This is a genomic window from Agaribacterium sp. ZY112, from assembly GCF_041346925.1.
GTDB lineage: Bacteria > Pseudomonadota > Gammaproteobacteria > Pseudomonadales > Cellvibrionaceae > Agaribacterium.
The window spans coordinates 663,749-682,408 of sequence record NZ_CP166840.1; the positions used below are offsets into that span (position 1 = coordinate 663,749).

An 18,660-nucleotide genomic window follows, 5' to 3' on the forward strand; every position below is an offset into this window, starting at 1 on the left:
ACCACACTTGTTGTGGCGCCTCTTACATTAAGTGCTTTTTTTGAGGGATGAGCTATTTATTATTTATATATCTCATCCACTGAAGTGAGTAGTTATTTTTAACTTTGCTTAAGCTTCTTCCACTTCCTTTTCATTTTCTCACTAAAGCTAAACTTGATAGAGCGATCAAATTGTTCGTCTGGTCGAGCCTGATAATTAGTGCTAACACTTTCTTTAAACTGAACTTCCAACTCTGGTCTACCATTGGTGTAATAGTAAAGCGCAATCGATCGACGTGAACGGTCTTCGGGGCAAGTAAGTGGCTCAGGATGACCATGATAAGAAAAGTCGGTTGTCGAAAATACAACCAGCCTATTAATAATAGGTAAGACCTTTTGCACCCTTTCGCTCATATCCTCATTCCAAAGCTCTAAATGACCACCATAAGATTCTTGCCAATCATCATTCAGGTAAAGCAAGACATTAATACGGCGATCCAGCTTCATCTTTCGGTGGTAGTTGAAATCGGTATGAACTTTCAAAAAACCACCTTTTTTGATTTCATGTATGCCGCCACCTTCAAAATAAGGGTCGGGAATAATGCCTTCAATACCAGTTAGCTCTTCAAGGAAACTGATAAACTCAAGCGAATTCAACTCAGAGATCAAGGACCAGGTATGCTCCCCCCAAGCCAAACGCTTAGAGGCCGCATGCTTATTAACCGATCCATAAAACTTCTTTTCAATATCTTTATTTGTTGCAGCGGCCTCACTGGCAACCTCTTTCAACATAGCCTTATCAAATAGACCATCGAGCACGATATGAGGAAAGGGTTTAGCCGATGCATAGGCCGACTTACTGGCACTAGCAGTTTGATACAGCTTTTTATAGTCTAATTCTAATGGCATAGGGAAAGCTCTAGGCGTTGCTACAAATTACGCTGATTGTACTTAGCAGGGAGAGGAGAAAGCAAGTTTAAGCACAATGATATAGACCTCAAACAACACCGGTATGAGAAGAATCTACAGGGCCTCGATACTAGCATTTAACAATAGCTTAACTGCATATAGATGGGATTCCCTTCTTAACAGCCAGCATAAAATCATCCGAAATACAGCGCTTGTATTATGACCAACAAATGACCTGTGTATCACTTATGTTATGCAACTCTGTTAAGAGGGCTTAAAGCTTAGCTTGTTTTTGCTCTATCTTTTTCAATAAACCTATACGCTCATCAGCAGTAAAATCGCCCGTTTCAATTTTATTTATAAAAAATTGAAGTTGGTGCTCTGAAGCCGAGGCAATGATACCATTTAAGGCTTGTGCTCTAGGTACAGCAGAGGAGACACTTGTAGCAAGCTCAAAGGCTTGGTAAGCATCCTTACTGCTAAGTAAAAAAATTATTTCTGATGCTGCCCGATCATAAGTATCGCCCTGTAAACCAGAACCAAGCCATTCAAGCGCTGCGTCACTATCTTGCTCATACCACTGTGTGGCGGTATACGCTGCCACTTCAGCCTGCAATTGAAGCGGGAAGTTGGTGATTTGTCGACTGATTAATTCAGGATTTTGAGCTGCAATAGAATCCACAATCGTCGTCAGTAATACTCCGCCCTGATCCCCTAGAAGTAAAACCTCAGGGTCTGAAATAAGAGTATTTAATAAAAGCTCTGGTGAAGAAAGCCCAGCTTCAGATAGCCTAAATAAACTCATCGCCCTCGTTTTTGCATCATCCGTCTCTTGAAGCATAAGAAAAGCATCATCCATTGATTCTCGGCTAATGCTTTCGATAAGCATCGGCGTTAATTGCTGCTTCATCTCATCATTATTTTGATCGGCCAATAGTTTGGCCGCTGCTCGAGGAGAATCACCTGCATAAGTTGAGATAATGCTTGTGATTAGAGACAGGCGGAACTGCTCTGTTAATATACTGGAATCCAGAGACTCCAACCAATTAAGTGCATCATCAATATTTTGTTTAGCCCAACCATTGGCTAAAGCCAATAAAACCTCTTCTTGACTACCATGGTTGGTAATAAGATCCAAATTTTCTTCAGCCGTCTGTGGATTTTTATCGGCAAGATAAAGCAAGGTATCGTATACAGAATCATTAAAGACATAATCAGGGACTAAGCCGTCTAGATCATGCAACCATGTAAATAGCGAATCAACATCACTGTAGCGCCAAGCAATAAGCAAGCGATCAAACATGGTATTACGTAATTCACCAGAAGGGATTTGCACTAAGACTAAGGAAGCCTCACTAGGGTCTACTGTTGCTAGCTCAGTAAATAATTCGGAAAGTAGAAGCTCCCCCATCGAACGGATGACACGCTCATATAGCTCTGGATGAACGATTTTTATATGATCAAAAGCAGACGTATAACTAAGTTCCCAGCCATCAAAATTCGATACTTCTTGAGCGCTACCACTTTGCAGTAGAGCATTAGTTAAAGCTAGATTTTGCTTACTTTTTCTAGCGTTACGAGCCTCGCCTTGATACTTTGCACCCGCGCTTTTGCTTGTAACTAAAGGCGTAACCCCCTCTGGATAGGAACTTAGATGACGTACAACCCCATAACAGCTCAAGACGCCAAATAAATAAGAAAATAACAAAATCGCTGTTATTTTAAGCATCTAAAAAACCCATAAAAACTGTCGTAAAGCGAATCTATCAATCATGCTAAAAAATTATAGCGCTATTACAGTGCTATAAATTGGTACGGCATTTTCATCAAGAAACTCTAATAACAACTTTTTATCTGAGTATTTTTCATCATCGCCAATATGCGTTCCACCTGATTCCGTACTCACTACATACGACTCACCAAACTCAACCTGAAACTGATGAGATGGATTAAACTCAGCTATGGTTTCTTTATTATAGAAATCGCCAAAAAATAATGCACCTGCAACAGTAAAATGTGCATTACCTTCTTCATCATATGCACTTTCCGAGTCAGCACCATTCTCATCTTGCTGGTAATGAGCGTTAAAATACACAGATGTGGATAAAGGCTCATCATCCCCGATATATACCGCACGAAGATAGCTAAACTCAAAATCAATCATACTTGTATTTTTAATACTAAGAAGCGTCTCAATATCTTTAACATTAATAGTTGGAGGAGAATCGATTATGTTTTTTTCTAACAGAGACACCTCAACACCCAAATCAGATGGACTCGCATTTGTAAAAAAAGAAAAAAACACATATAGAAATAAAAGACAGGAAACTGACTTACAACTATTTTTCATAGACATTATCCACCTAAAAAAGACATGAGATAAAGTGCAAACCACACACTGATTTGCACTACGACTAAGTATTAAGTAGCAATTACTTACGCCAGCTTCTTACCCAGTCAACATACATAGATTCTCCAGACTCATCCGGTAGCATTTGCCCAAACACCCCAAGAGACAACCGAAGGCGCTGCTGCTTTCTCATCCAGTTATGATTAATTGTCCAACGAGGATAATTATTAAAATAGAATCTAACTTTGTCTTTATCCCACTCAGAACCATAAATATGAAAGCCTTCGTCGATTTTAACACCGAGTGGTATACCAGTATCTGTACCCCAAGATTGACGCTCATCAATTTCTTTGGATTGATGACGGTGTAAATGTACGCGGAAGTGATTACCCCACATCGCGCCAGTTCCTCGACTCTCCTGAATATCTAGCTCATGAGAATAAGTATTACCTACCCCGATGTCCCATAACCAAAAAGCAGAGTTTAAACTGCCAGGAGCAGATTTCATGCGTGCTTCAAAGTAGCCATAACGAACTTTTGTTCTTGAAGTGATAATACCAGAGGTATATGGCTTACCATTATTTTCTTCTAAGTAAGAAGATATTTTTAAATACTTACCTTCTACTTCATCAATATTTTTAGCTCTTGGAGTGAAATTCCATAGCTTCGCTCCAGGCCATGCATAATTATTAGATGTAAATCCATTTTTATGCCATTTACCTGTAGCAATTCTATTATCATTAAATTCATCACTCATTCCTGGGATTTCTTTCCACCCACTCCCAGGAGGCGCTGCAAAAGCAGCACTTGCGAGCAGGATTGACCCTGCGGTCACTGCGAACATATTACGAAGATTCATTATTATCACCTAAATATAAGTTATTATTGGCCTGCCAAGGTGTCCGACCGGACGCCTTTATTGCATTCAAAGTTACACTTCCTCACCAACACAAAAAACACTGCACTAGGATGAAAACAACGTCAAAGAACCATGTCTCACAATCGCCCCAAGAATAAACACATAAAAATGAGAAAATCCTATAAAACAAGATAATAAATTTCTATCAACCCAGATAGAGAAATTTAACAGAACACACGCCGTCATTAGGTTTCAAAAAATCAAACCGCTAAAAAACATCGCCATACCATCAATTAAAACCACAAAAAAAGCCTTCCAAAAACAATAAGAAACAACAATTTTATTACCAAAAATTATAGAGAAACCATCACAGCAACAAAAAAAATCGCCACTTAATAAGATATTAAAAGCCATAAATGTCCGCCCCATAAATACGGACATTTATGGACGACCACCATAAAAACAGTGATCTAAACAAATACAAACATCATATTGATTTAAATTAACTACCGATAAAATCACACAAAAACCAAACCACCATTAAATCAATAACGCCTTAGGTGCACCTCAGATTGATTACGTCATTTATATTCATTGGCTTTTAAACTATGGCATGAAACACCTGTGTATTATATTTTCATCATGTAGTCGCCATTCTTTCGCAGGCTTATATCGACGTAAGTTACACCAACAAGCTACGTCGACGCTCTTGACCTGCCCCTTTACTTATTACTTTTTTGATAAAGGCTTACGTTAGAGAAAGGTATAAGTCGCAATCAGCATCAGTGTTAAAAGATATATAGCGCCTCCTTGATTGTGTAGCTCCGGTTAAGCACTTGGCTTCAGCGGTCAACTGTTGCTTGTTCTGTGTAGGTAATATAAACCCATAGGCCAACTGACTGGCCACTCAAGATGCTCAACGAGGTGCAAGATGCAAATCCACTCAGCCAATAGCCAATACTACCCAACTGAACTGGTTCAACATATCGGTGAACTTGCCCAAAAGAATGTCGTGCCAGCACAAGAAGCACCAAGCTTGGTTACCCCTGAAGACGTCAACACACAAGCTGACTTAATCAGCGACAAGATAAACACAGCCAAAGAAGCTCAAACTGAAGCGCTGAGTAAGCGTAACAATGCCGCCATGGCTATATACGAGCAACAGCATCAACAGACAATGACAGAGATCTACGCTCAGGTTTATAGTGGCCAAAGCATTGATAGCAGTGACGGTGTCGACCTAGAGACTGCTGCTGATTTTTACCAAAACAGACATCAGAGCCAACTGGCGAACAGCCTTATCAATCGAGAAACTCAGGAGCGCAACCTAGCTGAACACATGCGTGAGAGCTTAGAAGAGCGGCATAGCCCATCTATTCAACCGGTTGAAAACCTAGGTGGGCAAATAGATATTCGTGTGTAGCTTAACCCTTGGTTAGCATCCCCTAACATGAGCAACACAAAAAGCTTGTTATAATCCTAAGCCCGCCATTAGTCACTCACACAAAGGCTTAATATGATTCGCTTTCTCACTCGCTCAAGCAGCCAAGCTAGCATTGCACTCATCTGTGTCTTACAGATCGTATTCATGTCTACATTACATGCCCAAGCTAATAAAGGTCTGGAGGTCTTCAGAGAGCTACCAAGTGACATACCTCCTGCAAACATCGCCGTAAGTGAAGACGGGCGCATTTTTATGAGTACTCACTTAGCTTGGGGCTCACCCCATAAAATAGTCGAAGTACTCAAAGATGGCAGCTACACGCCTTACCCAAAAGCCGAGTTTTTTCCACCACTCAACGGCGTATTAGGCGCCATTGTTGACCGCAAAAATATCTTTTGGTTTTTGGATACCATTTGGGGTAAAGATGCTATGGGCCGTGTTATCGGCTGGGACATCGAAAAAGATGAGCTCTATAAAATCTTCTACATTGCTCGCCCAATCGTCAACGATGCCTATATTTTAAATGATATGGCGGTAGATCGTGACAACAACGCTATATATATATCAGAAACCGCTGCAAGTGACACATCCGCTCTACTCGTGGTTGATATCGACACGGGACTTGTACGACGTGTGCTCAGTGGCTCCTTTGCCACCGTAGCCGAAGACAAGCCTTTAGTCGTTCAAGGCCAAGTAGTGAAAATGCAAGGTAAAGAGGCGCGTGTAGGTGTTAACCCTATCACCATCGATGTAAACAATGAATGGGTCTATTTTGCCCCCATGAGTGGCCACACACTTTATCGAATAAAAACCAAAGACCTGAACAATACAGAGCTTAGCGACAAAGCTTTAACAGCTCGTGTCGAACGCTACGCAGAAAAACCTATGGGTGACGGCATCACCATTGATGCCGAAAACAACATTTATGTTTCAGATCTTGAAAACAGTGCAATTGGCGTGATCAAAGCGGATAAGAGCTATGAAACACTCTATCAGGATGACACATTACTTAGCTGGACCGAAGGCTTTGCAACAGCCGGCCAACAAGGCATCTACGCAACCAGTAACAAGTTGCACCTATCACCTGCTTTTTTAAATAAAGAAACGACAGCCCGACAGTTTTACATCCTTAAATTCGACTCGCTCGGCAAGGCAAGCTTAGGTCGATAACTAATTAGGGAATAAATCATACGGCGCCAATAACGCATTCAAACACTACCAAAAGGCTCAATAAGTATAGCGGCATAACTATTGAGCCTACATACCGCCCACTGTAATCCTATGTAGACTCCATGGTGAGACAGGGTTTGAGCTCTTAACCTAGGGCTTTCTAGTAAAACTCCATTATTTACTAAAAATAAAGAAATTCATTAAAATGGCCACGATTTTAACCACAGCTTGAATAAAAATAGACATTTGAAATCAATAAGGGGAAACCTCAAGTAGCCAGAAACGACTATGTGGATTTAAGAGCTTCAGCAATCCAGAAGAAACACAAGGAAATAGATGAACTCCCCCCGTCTCCCTCCTAATTAAGCAACCACATTAAACCCTACTCAAATTTCTCTTCCTTGTAATAAAAACCTTGCTTAAGCGCAGAAAGTCTCACCGATTTCCCTAGAGCTTTGGGGCCACAAAAATACACATCCACCTTAGCATTAGGGTGTTCTCTTGCAGCCTCACTAAATACACTATCCCAATTTGGCCGACCTGCGGATGTGCGAGCACATAAACCCGTTAGGGGGTCAAAACGCATCGTATACCAAAATACATCAAAGGCTATTTGCATAACAATGTTCGATAGAGATCGTGTCAAACTTGTCAGATGTATATGAAGTTTAAAATTTCGATCACCTAACTGCTTATCAGCTTGCTGCAATAAATCAATAAACCAGCTATACGACTTCTGCGATCGATTTAACCAATGAAAATGAATAACCTGCTGTTGTGCATTTATATTATCCTCCTGCTCCTGCCTTTGCTTTAACAGGATGCTCTGTAATGTGGATGCAAAGGGTGTTATACCAATCCCACCAGCGACTAAAATTGCGACGCGAGAACGATATACACTGCTTGTAGGCGCACTATAGGGCCCATCAATGTAAGCACAATGATTCGCAGACGTAGAAGCCGACTTATTGGATAGGTTGTTTAACGCGCAAGTCCAATTACCATTTACACGCACATGCAAGTCCAACGAACCAGATTGCGGGGCAGCACTAATAGTAAAGGGGTGCCACTGTGTTTTTGATAACGCGGGAATTTTTAGCTTGACATAGTCCCCAGGGTAAAACTGCGGTAGATGGTGCTCTTTAAAGCGCACCAGAGTCACCTGGTCCGACATTGATTTAAGCTCACTTATATTTAGCTCTTTTCTCCTTCGCCACAATCGCATACACAAATCTGAACCAAATACTAAGGCAAATGGCGCTAACCACTGCCAAAAAGATGGGCCATGAATCAGCATAGCGATAAGAAAAGGGATATATAGTTGATGAATACTTAAAAAACGCTCGTAATTGTAATTTCGACGCTGGCTAAAATACCCCATAGCGACCAGTATAATTACTGCAAGTAAACCAGTTACCCCCACCAAAGTGCAAAATAATATCCACGGAATATTTTGTGCCGTTAAAATATAATTATTAAAATGCGCTGTAATATGCACTATAGAAAATAGCACTATTGCGCCAACGATGCCTTTATGAATACCAACAAGATTATCGAGCGGCAATATCTTAGATAAACGTGTGTGTCTCAGCTTGCCGAGCAAGGTTTTACTCATTGGCAGTAGAACCAATGCACAATTAAAATTTAAACACGCCCCCCCACCACGAGCTATTTGCACAGATAAGCTTGCGCCTTGCTCTGCATAGCTATACATAGAAAATACAAAGAGGAAAATATTAGCCATTAAGTAGAAGATAAACCAAACACTACTCGCCATCTTATTCTTAAAAGACCAAAAGCTGTGAGCAATGCGGTTTTTTATTGTACGCTGACTAGAGTTATTCGAATCCGTGCCCAGTAGGCCGTTGATAAAATCATCGAACTGGTAATCAATGTCAGGAACTAGCGCTAATAGCTTTACGAAATCATCGCCACTCAGGCGGTCACCGCTTGGAAGGTCCGCCATTTTGAAAATACATGTTTGTAGAGCATCCAGCTGCCGATCTGAAACAATTAGGCTCTGATCAGATATGCATGCTGATATCAACTTACCCAACTCTTGCTTACTGACATAGCCGTCATTATCTTCATCGCAGAGCGACATAATAAAATCTAATCGACTACGAATATCCCTACTAGATAGTATATGAATAAATCGATCAAACTCATCTCTGTCGATATAACCTGAATTATCTTTGTCAATTAAATCAAATATCCTTCCCGCTAAGTATTTGTCTTTTATATTTAACGCCGATTTGAGCTTTTCTTGATCAATTAACTCTTCTCTCCCAGCAATTCTATCGAAGGGCTGCTGGCGTGTCGTTAGTAAAAACCCAAGCATAATTCCCACACGTAATTCATATTCACCGCTTTCCAAATAGGGAAAACCCACCTTTGGATGGAAATGTGAATAGTGACACTCAACGGTGTAAATAAATGCATTTTTTTTCGAGTTCTACTTAGAATGAGACAGCGTAGGCAGGCAAAGGGCAACCTAGCTCACAAAAAGCGCCTCAATGAAACTAAAGGGCCAAAACAGACATAAACCGGACAAAAAAGGAACACTGGACAAAGAAGAGGCATCGGACAGCACCAATGGACACCTGAACAAGGAATCGGACAATACAATCAATACAATGGACACCTGCTTTGTTATACAGACAACAGATTACGCCAGTTTCAATGTGAAAGTGACTAAGGTAGGTGTCCCTTTTATGCCCCCTATTCAGAACATCTTAGTGTCATACAACACTGCAAGGCCTTGATCATACAAGCGATCTGGGATTTGTATGATCCGCCTAAGTTTTGTTTAACGCCTTAGCTCGTGCATTTTCGCGAAACAGTATCCACTGTACAAATGCTAAGTTTGCTAATAACCCAAACCAAATCACCGATCCTATTACTAGGTCTGTCATGACTTCCTCGCCAAAAATGACAAACACGGGGATAAACACAACACGTTGTGTTGCTGGGCCAAGCGCTGATGCCATCGCGAACATCATCCATTTTCGGTGATTCTTAACGTTACGCACGAGGATGTTTTTTATAGCAAGGTAAAACGCTACGAACATAATGATGCAGTATGCCCAAATACCTGAATACTTTAAGTTGCCACCATAGTCGGCAAAAAACTGATTCATCCACAGCGCTGTAAGAGCCGCTAACATGCCAGATACAATAAGTATTCTGCCAGTGGCACGGTGTATCTTGGGATACTTTCTACGCAATGGTGCTGCAAACTGAAAGGGAGAAACCAAGTTAAATGTTATTCCTGCTATTACATGGATAACAATGGGCAGTGTATGCGACAAATTATCACTTGAAAATGAAGCAGAGTTGACGGTTGTGACTTGTACAAAACCTGCGGCAACGGATGCTAATCCAAGAAGCAACAACAAACCACAAGATTTCCATTCTTTTAATTGACGAAATGACATAGATTTTTCCTTCTCACAAAGACATAAAGTGCACTAGGCAACACGTCAACCCGTTGTGTATTAACCTCAGCGAGAGGGCATATTATGCAAATAGGTAGTGATTATCGTCTGTACGTGAGGGCGCGGACAGTTTCTTTGCAAAAATACTGACACTATTTGTCACTACTTGTGAACTAATCGAAGATGGCGGCATAGACAAGCTAATCAATAAAAGTCGTAGAGCATGTATGCAAAGCAAACTTTATTTGATGGGAGATCGATTTCGGCCGAGAAAAGTGAGCTCAAATCTAAACTGGCAGGTACCGAAATAGATCGGTAACTGCCAGGTCAAGTCTGAGCTACTACATATTAAGCATTACTATAATCAGCTATAGAGCATGTACATTCCAGCGCGAACTCCACCATGCACTACCAACCTCACCCGCCTCTAGGTCACCATTTTCAATGTGCAAAAAGAGCCCAGGTTGTGAGCGGCTTTGAATACGGTACACGTGCCCACCATTAGCATTCTTTAAACCTTCCCAGTGGCCATCACGAATTAATTGCCACTGAGCACTTTGCCAATGTCCCTGAATAACCCCAGACTCAACAACACCGCTATCTATATGTAAATAATGTGAGGGCCGCCAAAGGCTGCGTATACGGAAAAAATCGCCCTCTACAGGCTCCAATTGCCATACGGCACTTAGTTGATTGCTTGTAGTTGCATTAGCAGCTATATCACCATCCGTTATGTTGAGCCCTTTATCGTTTTTCCAAAAGCTCTCAATACGTACTAAGCCATCTGCCAAGGAAGGATTATGGCTATCGGTATCAAGACCTGAAGCCACTATGGGGGCACAAGAAGCAGCCAGCTTTGCAGTTGCAAAGGCCGACCAGTTTTCTAGACCATAAGGGCTCAAGCTACTATAAGAGCCCGGCTCAAAATCGTGTGACTCACTTCTTAGATTATTATTAAAAGGTGAATTAGCTTTACTACCAAACAATTCAACCTCATAACAACTAGGCACAGTTAAAGATGACCCTATAAAAGAGAAACCACCAACAGAGGTATAAAGTCTGGACCGGTGCCTAAACGGCCCATTTGTCCATTCATGATAATAACGCTCATTTAATGAAGCTAGTCTGTTATCAGACTCCACTGCAATAGGAAATTTATCACCCGTAAAATTTGCATTCTCGTAAAGAATAGCCAGATCCACTAATGGATCACATGTGTTGTTGCGCTTTTTATAAGCCAGAGCAGACTCAACCGTATTGTTCATATTGCCCAATGACGAATACGCCCCCGGGGCATAAACCCCCCAGCGCCCTCTAAAGAATTCATCCGAGGCAAGAATGGCACAATAGCCCTCTGCTACTTCTAGGCTAGATATATTATTAAGACCAACGGGAAAAAAGAAATCTTGAAATTCAACAATTGTGGGAGCTGATGCCGCTCTTCGGGCCTCCAGCACTCTCTGCTCACCGTGGAACTCAAGCTGCGCCCCACTAAAGCCTTCGCTACTGTAAAACGTTAAGGAAGCCTCTTGAGAAAAACTGATATTAGAAAAAAGTAAAACCGCTGCAGAAACAAAAACAAGACGAAATAAAGATAATAAACGAAACATTAACACTCCATTGCTTTCTCAGATAAAAACGAATGGATTGGTCGCAGTGACCTAGTAAACCCTTACAAAGAAAACAGAAAAACCAAGAGAAAATGTTAAATCATTGCTTTATAAAAAAATAAGGGGCAGAAACCATGAGATCAAATAGTTCTTAGGAATCTGGATGCTGAAAATCATCACTCAAAAACTTTGACCAACCGCTTCAACTGTGTGTTATTTGACCAAGTATTCGCTAAAAATAATACCGCTGAGTTGTTTATCTTCAACTAACTATTTAAAGGTTTTCGTTGCGAATTGGCCAACAGCTTTTCAAAGCGGCCATCGCCGAATGGGATAATGTGGTAAGTTTCAATCTTATTGGGGGCTACAGCAGCTTGCCCGGCTTTACTAGGGCAGGGGCTGGGATTGCCCGCTATGGTCATGTTTCGGCCAAGCGTAGAGGAATCACCAGCTTCTTTATTGAAAGTTTTAGTTTTCCAATCCGCTCCTTTATTTCGATAAGCGATGATTCTCTCATCAATTTTTGCGAGACAAGAGATGTAATTAATCATACCCTGTTCTTCTTGGCTATTTAGATTATCTTTGGCGCTCTGATAATCTTCAACCGCCTGCTCTAAAATTGAATTCTGACCATGGCAAGAAGTTCCAAGTAAGTCTTCAAGTTGAGGCATTTTTGAATCCTTTCAATTGTATGTCTCTATTTTTACAAACGCAGTTTCGGGTTTACAAAAATTACCTATACCCACCTTCATGCTCTGGCTCTTTCAAACCCAAACGCACTTCATTGCGAAGATTGGCGGGTTTGGGAGGAAAATAAAACCCTGCATTTTCAATTGCAGCGGCTGCGTCTTCACTTATGAGTGTTTGCGCACTGGTTAATACATTATCTTCATTGTTTTGTTTATCAGCGATGGCTGCATAGAGCCAAAAGAATCGTGTACCTTCTGGGCGTTCGCTATAAAGACGTATTGCTGTTTGTTCTTTATTTTTTTTATTCCCATCTTGATTTTCTTCCTGGGTCTGTTCGCTACTTTGATCTGTTGGCGCTTGTGCGGCAACTAAGAGCATGGTTGGTGCAAAGCCATTAAGTGCTGTGTATTGAGCAATATCTTGATCAAGTATTTGGGTATCGCTTAAAAAGAAACTAGCTTCATCTAAACGCATAAAATCACTTAGACCAGCCTGAAGAATCTCTATATCTGCTTGTTTTGCTAAAGCTTGAGCAACAGCAAGCACTTCCGTAGGTGCAACTAATAAAAGCTGTTCACGTTCGCTCTCTGTAGCAGCATCTGTGTTTGTGTCGCTCTCTTGTGCAACAAGGGCAAAGCTGAATACGCTTGAGATACATAATAAAAATATCTTTTTCATAACTACCTCTTACTTCCTTAAAGTGGTTTCTTCAGCGCTGTAGATTGTCCAAGCTTCTTCAATTTTTTCGCTACCAGGATAGGTAATTAAACCCACAGTACGACGACGCCGGTGTTCAAGCGGACGAAATAAAGAGTTTCGACTATCAGTAAAGACATGCTCTTGTACACGCGATGGGTCAATGCCTTCCGCTGATAGCGCTTGAATAATACTGTCGGCACGGCGCTTAGCGAGTTTTTTATTGTAAGCCAAGCTTCCTTCACTACTGGTATCACCAATAAGTTTTAAATTAGAGCTTGGTAAACGTTCCATTGCGGCTGCTAGGCGCACAATTTTCCATTGCTGATCATCACGAATGGCCGAACTGTCAAAATCAAAGTCGATATGAAATTCTTTATGCGCCAGTGCAGGTTGCCATTCAGCGCATCCATTTGTGTCTATAACTGAGTGATCGGGTGTTTTAGCACAAATGTCACGCGCATTGACTACGCCATCTTTATCGCTATCGTTGATGTCATCCCACTGATATCTATCTACCTCCGCATCGGGGATAGAAGTACAAGCACTTAAACCAAAGGCAAGTATAGGTAACGCGACCATTGTTTTAAAAATAATAGTTGTTTTCATGCTGTGTCCTTACTCCTCGCCTTTCCATTGTTCTGGGTAATCAACACGCAGTGAATATAAGAGCGTGCCCATGGCATTATTTAAGCGATAGTGTGCAAGCTTGGCATCGTATTTAGCGGTGATGTAATTACGGCGCGCTAAAAAAAGTTCAATTTTAGAATCGAGTACATCTAACAAAGAACGGCGCCCTAATTTAAATTGCTGTTTATAACCCATTGTTGCTGCGGTAGCGGCATCGACATTTTCTCTATACAACTCTTCTTGTTGATTTAAGAAATAATGTGCATTCCAGCTGAGCTTGGCACCTTCTTCTATTTGTTTGATTGTGCGTTTTTGTATAGAGAGCGCTTCTTGATATCGCCAACCCGAGGCTTTAGCTCTGGCCCTATCACTGCCGCCGTTATAAAGTTCGTAACGGAAGTTCAGCATTAAACGAGCATCTTCATCGGGGCCTTCAAAACCACCGACGTTGTCGTTTTTATTGGCAGTAAAATCCAAACTTACTTCTGGGAAGTAATTGCTCTTCGAGCCACGAAATTCTTGTTTAGCCGCTTTAATATCGGCCTCAGCCTCTAATATAGCTGGGTGCTGCTCTAGAGCTTTATCTATAAGCTCTATCACTGAGCCTGGCACGACAGCCATGTCCGCACGCGGCGTATTTAAGTCTGTAGGCATAGCCCCTACTTCGCTATAAAACTTGGCCTGAAAATCCATTAAATTATTTTGCGCTGCAGCTAAAGAGGCTCGCGCCGTAGCTAAACGCGCACTGATTTGAGCGTAGTCTGAAGAGCTACTTAAACCCTTGCTCATTCGTGAGTGCACGTCGTTTAAGGTCTCTTGGTGATCGGCAACGTTGCGGCGTGATAGCTCTACCACTTCCTGTGCCTTAATCACCTCCATATATAGTTCACAGACTTTCAGCGATAGGTTTTCTGCTGTTAGCAATAAGTCATAGCGTTCAGACTCGGCTTCTAAACTCAAACGTTTTACTTCTGAGCTGGTACGAAAACCGGTAAATAGATCTTGCGAGATGGTTAGGCCGAGCTCGGTGCGTTGCAAATCGGCATCTAAACGTTGGCCGCTGTTATAGCGAGTTTCTTCTTGGCCTACGCCTCCAAAAACGGCAACCTTAGGTAAATACCCGCCTTTTGCTGCACGCCGTTCACTGGTCATTGAACGATAATTGGCATATTGCTGACGAATATCTGGATTTGAGTCGATGGCTGACGCAACAGCCTGCTCGAGCGTCATTGCACTCACTGTTGGGCTTAAGCTTGCCGCCAAGACACAACTTAATAACAATCGCATGGTAGGTCCTTGTGCCGTTAAACTTAGGGTTCTCGCATCGCGCTAGCACGGGCGCGAAGCAAAGGTTTCATCCAATAACTTAATACGGTTTTACGCCCAGACATAATATCTACGGCTGCTTGCATGCCAGGAATAATTGGCTGCTGATGTAGGTGGCTCGCGTCGGTCTGTATATGAGCCCGATAATACGTAATATCTTCTTGTGGATCAGTTAAGGCATCGGCACTGACATAAGTCACTTCACCTGTTAAACCGCCATAAATCACAAAGTCGTAGGCGCTGAATTTTACCACGGCTTTGAGCCCGGGTTTCACAAAAGCGATATCTTGCGGGGCAATTTTTGTTTCAATAATTAATTTATCATCCAAAGGGACGATTTCCATAATCGGCTCACCTGGTCTAATCACACCACCACGCGATTTAAAGGCTATGGCTTTAACTTTACCTTTTACCGGTGAGCTTATGCGCGTACGACTTAATTGATCAGCCAGTGCTCTGCGACTTTCACTCAAGCGCGCTAGCTCGCTGTCGACTTCAGCAAGTTCTACTTGCGCTCGGGTACGAAATTCAAGTGCGGCACTTAGGCGCTCACTGATGGCTTGATCGCGAGCGGCTGCCAACTTTTCTGCCTCTAAAGCCGAAGTTTCCAAGTCTCCGCGCAGGCTAGTGAGGTCACGCTCCAACTTTAACAATTCAATTTCAGCAACCGCACCAGTATCTACCGCATCTTTAGTTAACTGAACCTCTTGCTCTGTAAGTTTTAAGTTCTTCTCTATGGTTTCTATATCGCGCAGGGCTTCGTTTAAACTACCCTGCTGTTGCTGAATTTGCTGAGCAGCTTCAAACAGTTGTGCTCGCAATTGTTGCAAATGCTCTCGATAACTTGCCAGTGAGTTCGCCTCTGCATTAGCGGAAGCATCGGTATCGGGAAGTTGCTGCTCGTTAATAGTAATAGCGTTTTTCCAAACTCCTTGGCTGTTTATTTCTACGCTATTCACTTCGGCCTGTAAACGACCGCGTTTAGCCAATAGTGCACTGCGCTGTTGTTCACTTTCTTGATAGTTCGCTCGGAAACGTGTGTCGTCTAATTCGAGTAATACTTGCTCGGCCTCGACCACCTGCCCCTCTTGCACTAATAAACGCTTAAGTATGCCGCCCTCTAAGCTTTGTATCTTTTGTACGGCACTAAAGGGCACTACCTTGCCTTCCCCCACCACCACTTCATCTAGCTCGGCCCAACTTGCCCAGAGCAAAATACATAACATCATCGCAGCAAGCAGCCACGTTATTTGACGAGCGCGATAGGCTGTTTTTATCTGCTGCCAATGCAGGTGTGTACTCATTGCTTGGGTTCCACCTGTTTGCCTTCAGCCTGTTTAATCGGGCCATCTGCTTGCATCTTTGTTGAAGTACTTACTGGGCTGGTAGACGCTGGGCGTACACTGACCGAACGTACTCGATTTCGTTGTCTTAATAATTTATCTACAGGGCCATCGGCAATAATACGGCCCTGATCTAAAATAATGGCGCGGTCACACATAGAAAGTAATTGCGGTTTATGGCTCGCTATCACCATGCCTGTTGAGCGTGGCAACTTTTTTAAATTTTGAATAACTAAGGCCTCAGCACGCTGATCCATAGCGCTGGTGGGTTCATCTAATAACATCAGCGACGATTGGCGCAACAGCGCGCGCGCCAGTACCACAGCCTGACGCTGGCCTCCCGATAGGGCACGACCAAATTCACCAACATTGGTATCTAAGCCTTTTTCCAACTGATCGAGAAAAAGACTCACACCACTTTCAACAATGGCTTTGCGCAACTCATCTTGATTAACGCTATTTTGGCCCAAACAGATATTTTCTATTAGCGAGCCATAAATCAGCGCAGGCTGCTGAGCGACCCAAGCCGTATGCTCACGCAGCTCTGCTACGGGCCACTGACGACAATCAACCCCGTCAAAAAGTAACTGGCCACGGCTAGGTCGATATTGATAAGCCAATAAAGACAATAAGGTAGACTTACCCGCACCAGCAGCCCCCATTAAAGCGACTCGCTCACCGCGAGCCAAATGAAAACTTATTCGCTCTAAGGCTGTGCGCTCACAATCTGGGTAAACAAAATCTACCTGCTCTAATTGTATAGAGCCTTCAAATTGGCGCACTTCCATCGCCTGTGTTGGCTGAGCTTCTTGCTCTAGATCCATCACCTGATTAACTGAGTCTAAGGCCGTACGAGTTTGTTGGTATTTTAATAAGAGCATGGCTAATTGATTGACCGAACTCGCAGCCCGGCCGCTAAGCATAACAATGGCAATTAAGCCACCCATACTCAACAAGCCCTCACCAATACGATAAACACCAACAATAATTAAACCTATGGTGACAAACTGTTGGCTGCTTAAAATACTGTGGCTTAATGTTTGTGATTGCTGGCGCGCACTGATATTCCAATCCGACAGTGCTGCCACACATTGCTGCCAACGCTTAAGAGCTAGGCCCTCAACATTAAGCTGCTTGGTTTCTGGCAATAACTGTAACTGTTCAAGTAATTGACTCTGCCTCTGAACCGAAAGCCGAGAGGCTTCCTCAATACTTTTCTGTAATTTTCCGCGCAACAATAAACTCGCGATAATAATACCCGTCATAATCACAAGCGGCACAAGCACCATCGGGCCACCAAGCCAGGCAATGACGATTAAAAACAATAAGGTAAAGGGTAAATCAACTAAGGTGGCGAGCGTGGCCGAAGTTAAAAAGTCTCTAACACTGTCGAACTCTTGAATCTGTTTAGAAAAAGCTGCAGCTGATTTAGGCCTTTGCTCTAAGCGCATCCCTAAGGCTTTGGAAAACAATTCACTAGAAACATTTACATCTATGCGCCGCCCAGCCATGTCGGTGACTTTAGTGCGTGCTTGTTTTAATAGCCAATCAAAAACCAGTGCAATTGCTGCCCCACTGGCAAGCACCCACAGTGTGTGCACCGCTTGGTTTGGTACAACACGGTCGTACACATTCATCGTAAACAGAGGAATAATTAGAGCGAGTAAGTTGACGCACAAAGATGCAAGCAATAAATCCCTGTACCACGGTTTTACTTGCTGTATGGCATGCCACAACCAATGGCGTTTAGTGTTTTTTACTAAATCACGGCTGCGAGCATCAACTATTTTTTCTGGGGCTAATAAATACAACGTATTTTGTAAGTCACTTATATTAAGTTCAGCAATACGCTCTTGCCCTTCTGCATTTAGGGCTGCATAACGCACAACTAACTTATCACCGTGTTTAGCTTCAATAATTAGAGGCTCTGAAGCACTAACATTTTCACTAATATCTGTTTCTGAAACGGTGTTTTTGTGTTTACTTTTCGCAACAGCCAATAAGGGCAATGGCAGCTTATCAATTTCGGCCAAGCTAGCCTGTTCACAGTGCAAACCACAGAGTTCGGCTGCTCGTACAAACTCAGCCTGAGTCAGTAAGCCACCATCAAGCGCCACCGCCGTTTTTAATTGGGCAGGATGGCGTTGCATCGCAAAGTGCTGAGTGAACCAGTATAAACTGGCGAGCCACTTATCCTCTGTGGGCGTTTGCTGCACGT

General features: G+C 42.5%; 16 protein-coding genes. 2 read left to right on the forward strand and 14 right to left on the reverse strand.

The features are described from left to right. Positions 1 to 98 precede the first annotated feature (98 nt). From AB1S55_RS02910 to AB1S55_RS02930, 5 genes are all read right to left on the reverse strand, one after another. The gene (locus AB1S55_RS02910; RefSeq protein WP_370980290.1) at positions 99 to 887 is read right to left on the reverse strand and encodes a 2OG-Fe(II) oxygenase; all 789 of its coding nucleotides are present in this window, start codon (positions 885 to 887) and stop codon (positions 99 to 101) included. A gap of 274 nt (positions 888 to 1,161) precedes the next feature. Next, a complete protein-coding gene (locus AB1S55_RS02915; protein WP_370980291.1) occupies positions 1,162 to 2,616 on the reverse strand; it encodes a hypothetical protein in 1,455 nt (484 codons plus the stop codon). 54 nt (positions 2,617 to 2,670) lie between these two features. Continuing rightward, positions 2,671 to 3,237, reverse strand: coding sequence for a hypothetical protein (locus AB1S55_RS02920; protein ID WP_370980292.1), 567 nt, complete (start codon positions 3,235 to 3,237; stop codon positions 2,671 to 2,673). An 82-nt stretch (positions 3,238 to 3,319) separates the two neighbouring features. Beyond that, complete coding sequence (locus tag AB1S55_RS02925) at positions 3,320 to 4,096, reverse strand: family 16 glycosylhydrolase (RefSeq protein WP_370980293.1); 777 nt, start codon at positions 4,094 to 4,096, stop codon at positions 3,320 to 3,322. Between the two features lie 252 nt (positions 4,097 to 4,348). Further along, positions 4,349 to 4,510 carry a hypothetical protein gene (locus AB1S55_RS02930; RefSeq protein ID WP_370980294.1) on the reverse strand — a complete coding sequence of 54 codons (162 nt, stop codon included), beginning with the start codon at positions 4,508 to 4,510 and terminating at the stop codon, positions 4,349 to 4,351. A gap of 517 nt (positions 4,511 to 5,027) precedes the next feature. Here AB1S55_RS02930 and AB1S55_RS02935 point away from each other — a divergent pair. Beyond that, positions 5,028 to 5,519 carry a hypothetical protein gene (locus AB1S55_RS02935; protein ID WP_370980295.1) on the forward strand — a complete coding sequence of 164 codons (492 nt, stop codon included), beginning with the start codon at positions 5,028 to 5,030 and terminating at the stop codon, positions 5,517 to 5,519. A 165-nt stretch (positions 5,520 to 5,684) separates the two neighbouring features. Next, a complete protein-coding gene (locus AB1S55_RS02940; RefSeq protein WP_370980296.1) occupies positions 5,685 to 6,710 on the forward strand; it encodes an L-dopachrome tautomerase-related protein in 1,026 nt (341 codons plus the stop codon). 382 nt (positions 6,711 to 7,092) lie between these two features. Here the strand turns inward: AB1S55_RS02940 and AB1S55_RS02945 are convergent, their stop codons facing one another. The 9 genes from AB1S55_RS02945 to AB1S55_RS02985 all read right to left on the reverse strand — a co-directional run bounded on the left by AB1S55_RS02945 (position 7,093) and on the right by AB1S55_RS02985 (position 18,658). Further along, complete coding sequence (locus AB1S55_RS02945) at positions 7,093 to 9,087, reverse strand: EF-hand domain-containing protein (protein WP_370980297.1); 1,995 nt, start codon at positions 9,085 to 9,087, stop codon at positions 7,093 to 7,095. 421 nt (positions 9,088 to 9,508) lie between these two features. Then, on the reverse strand, positions 9,509 to 10,147 hold the full coding sequence (locus AB1S55_RS02950; protein ID WP_370980298.1) for a DUF2306 domain-containing protein: 639 nt from the start codon (positions 10,145 to 10,147) through the stop codon (positions 9,509 to 9,511). 368 nt (positions 10,148 to 10,515) lie between these two features. Further along, positions 10,516 to 11,757, reverse strand: a complete 1,242-nt coding sequence (locus AB1S55_RS02955) for a hypothetical protein (protein WP_370980299.1) — start codon at positions 11,755 to 11,757, stop codon at positions 10,516 to 10,518. A 266-nt stretch (positions 11,758 to 12,023) separates the two neighbouring features. Further along, positions 12,024 to 12,428: a hypothetical protein gene (locus tag AB1S55_RS02960; protein WP_370980300.1), complete on the reverse strand. Its 405-nt coding sequence runs from the start codon at positions 12,426 to 12,428 to the stop codon at positions 12,024 to 12,026. A gap of 61 nt (positions 12,429 to 12,489) precedes the next feature. After that, a complete protein-coding gene (locus AB1S55_RS02965; RefSeq protein WP_370980301.1) occupies positions 12,490 to 13,125 on the reverse strand; it encodes a hypothetical protein in 636 nt (211 codons plus the stop codon). A gap of 9 nt (positions 13,126 to 13,134) precedes the next feature. Further along, positions 13,135 to 13,752, reverse strand: a complete 618-nt coding sequence (locus AB1S55_RS02970; RefSeq protein ID WP_370980302.1) for an OmpA family protein — start codon at positions 13,750 to 13,752, stop codon at positions 13,135 to 13,137. 9 nt (positions 13,753 to 13,761) lie between these two features. Beyond that, on the reverse strand, positions 13,762 to 15,060 hold the full coding sequence (locus AB1S55_RS02975; protein ID WP_370980303.1) for a TolC family outer membrane protein: 1,299 nt from the start codon (positions 15,058 to 15,060) through the stop codon (positions 13,762 to 13,764). Between the two features lie 23 nt (positions 15,061 to 15,083). Continuing rightward, positions 15,084 to 16,403: an HlyD family type I secretion periplasmic adaptor subunit gene (locus AB1S55_RS02980; protein WP_370980304.1), complete on the reverse strand. Its 1,320-nt coding sequence runs from the start codon at positions 16,401 to 16,403 to the stop codon at positions 15,084 to 15,086. Next, complete coding sequence (locus AB1S55_RS02985; RefSeq protein WP_370980305.1) at positions 16,400 to 18,658, reverse strand: type I secretion system permease/ATPase; 2,259 nt, start codon at positions 18,656 to 18,658, stop codon at positions 16,400 to 16,402. The genes AB1S55_RS02980 and AB1S55_RS02985 overlap by 4 nt, the downstream gene beginning before the upstream one ends. Between the last annotated feature and the right edge of the window lie 2 nt (positions 18,659 to 18,660).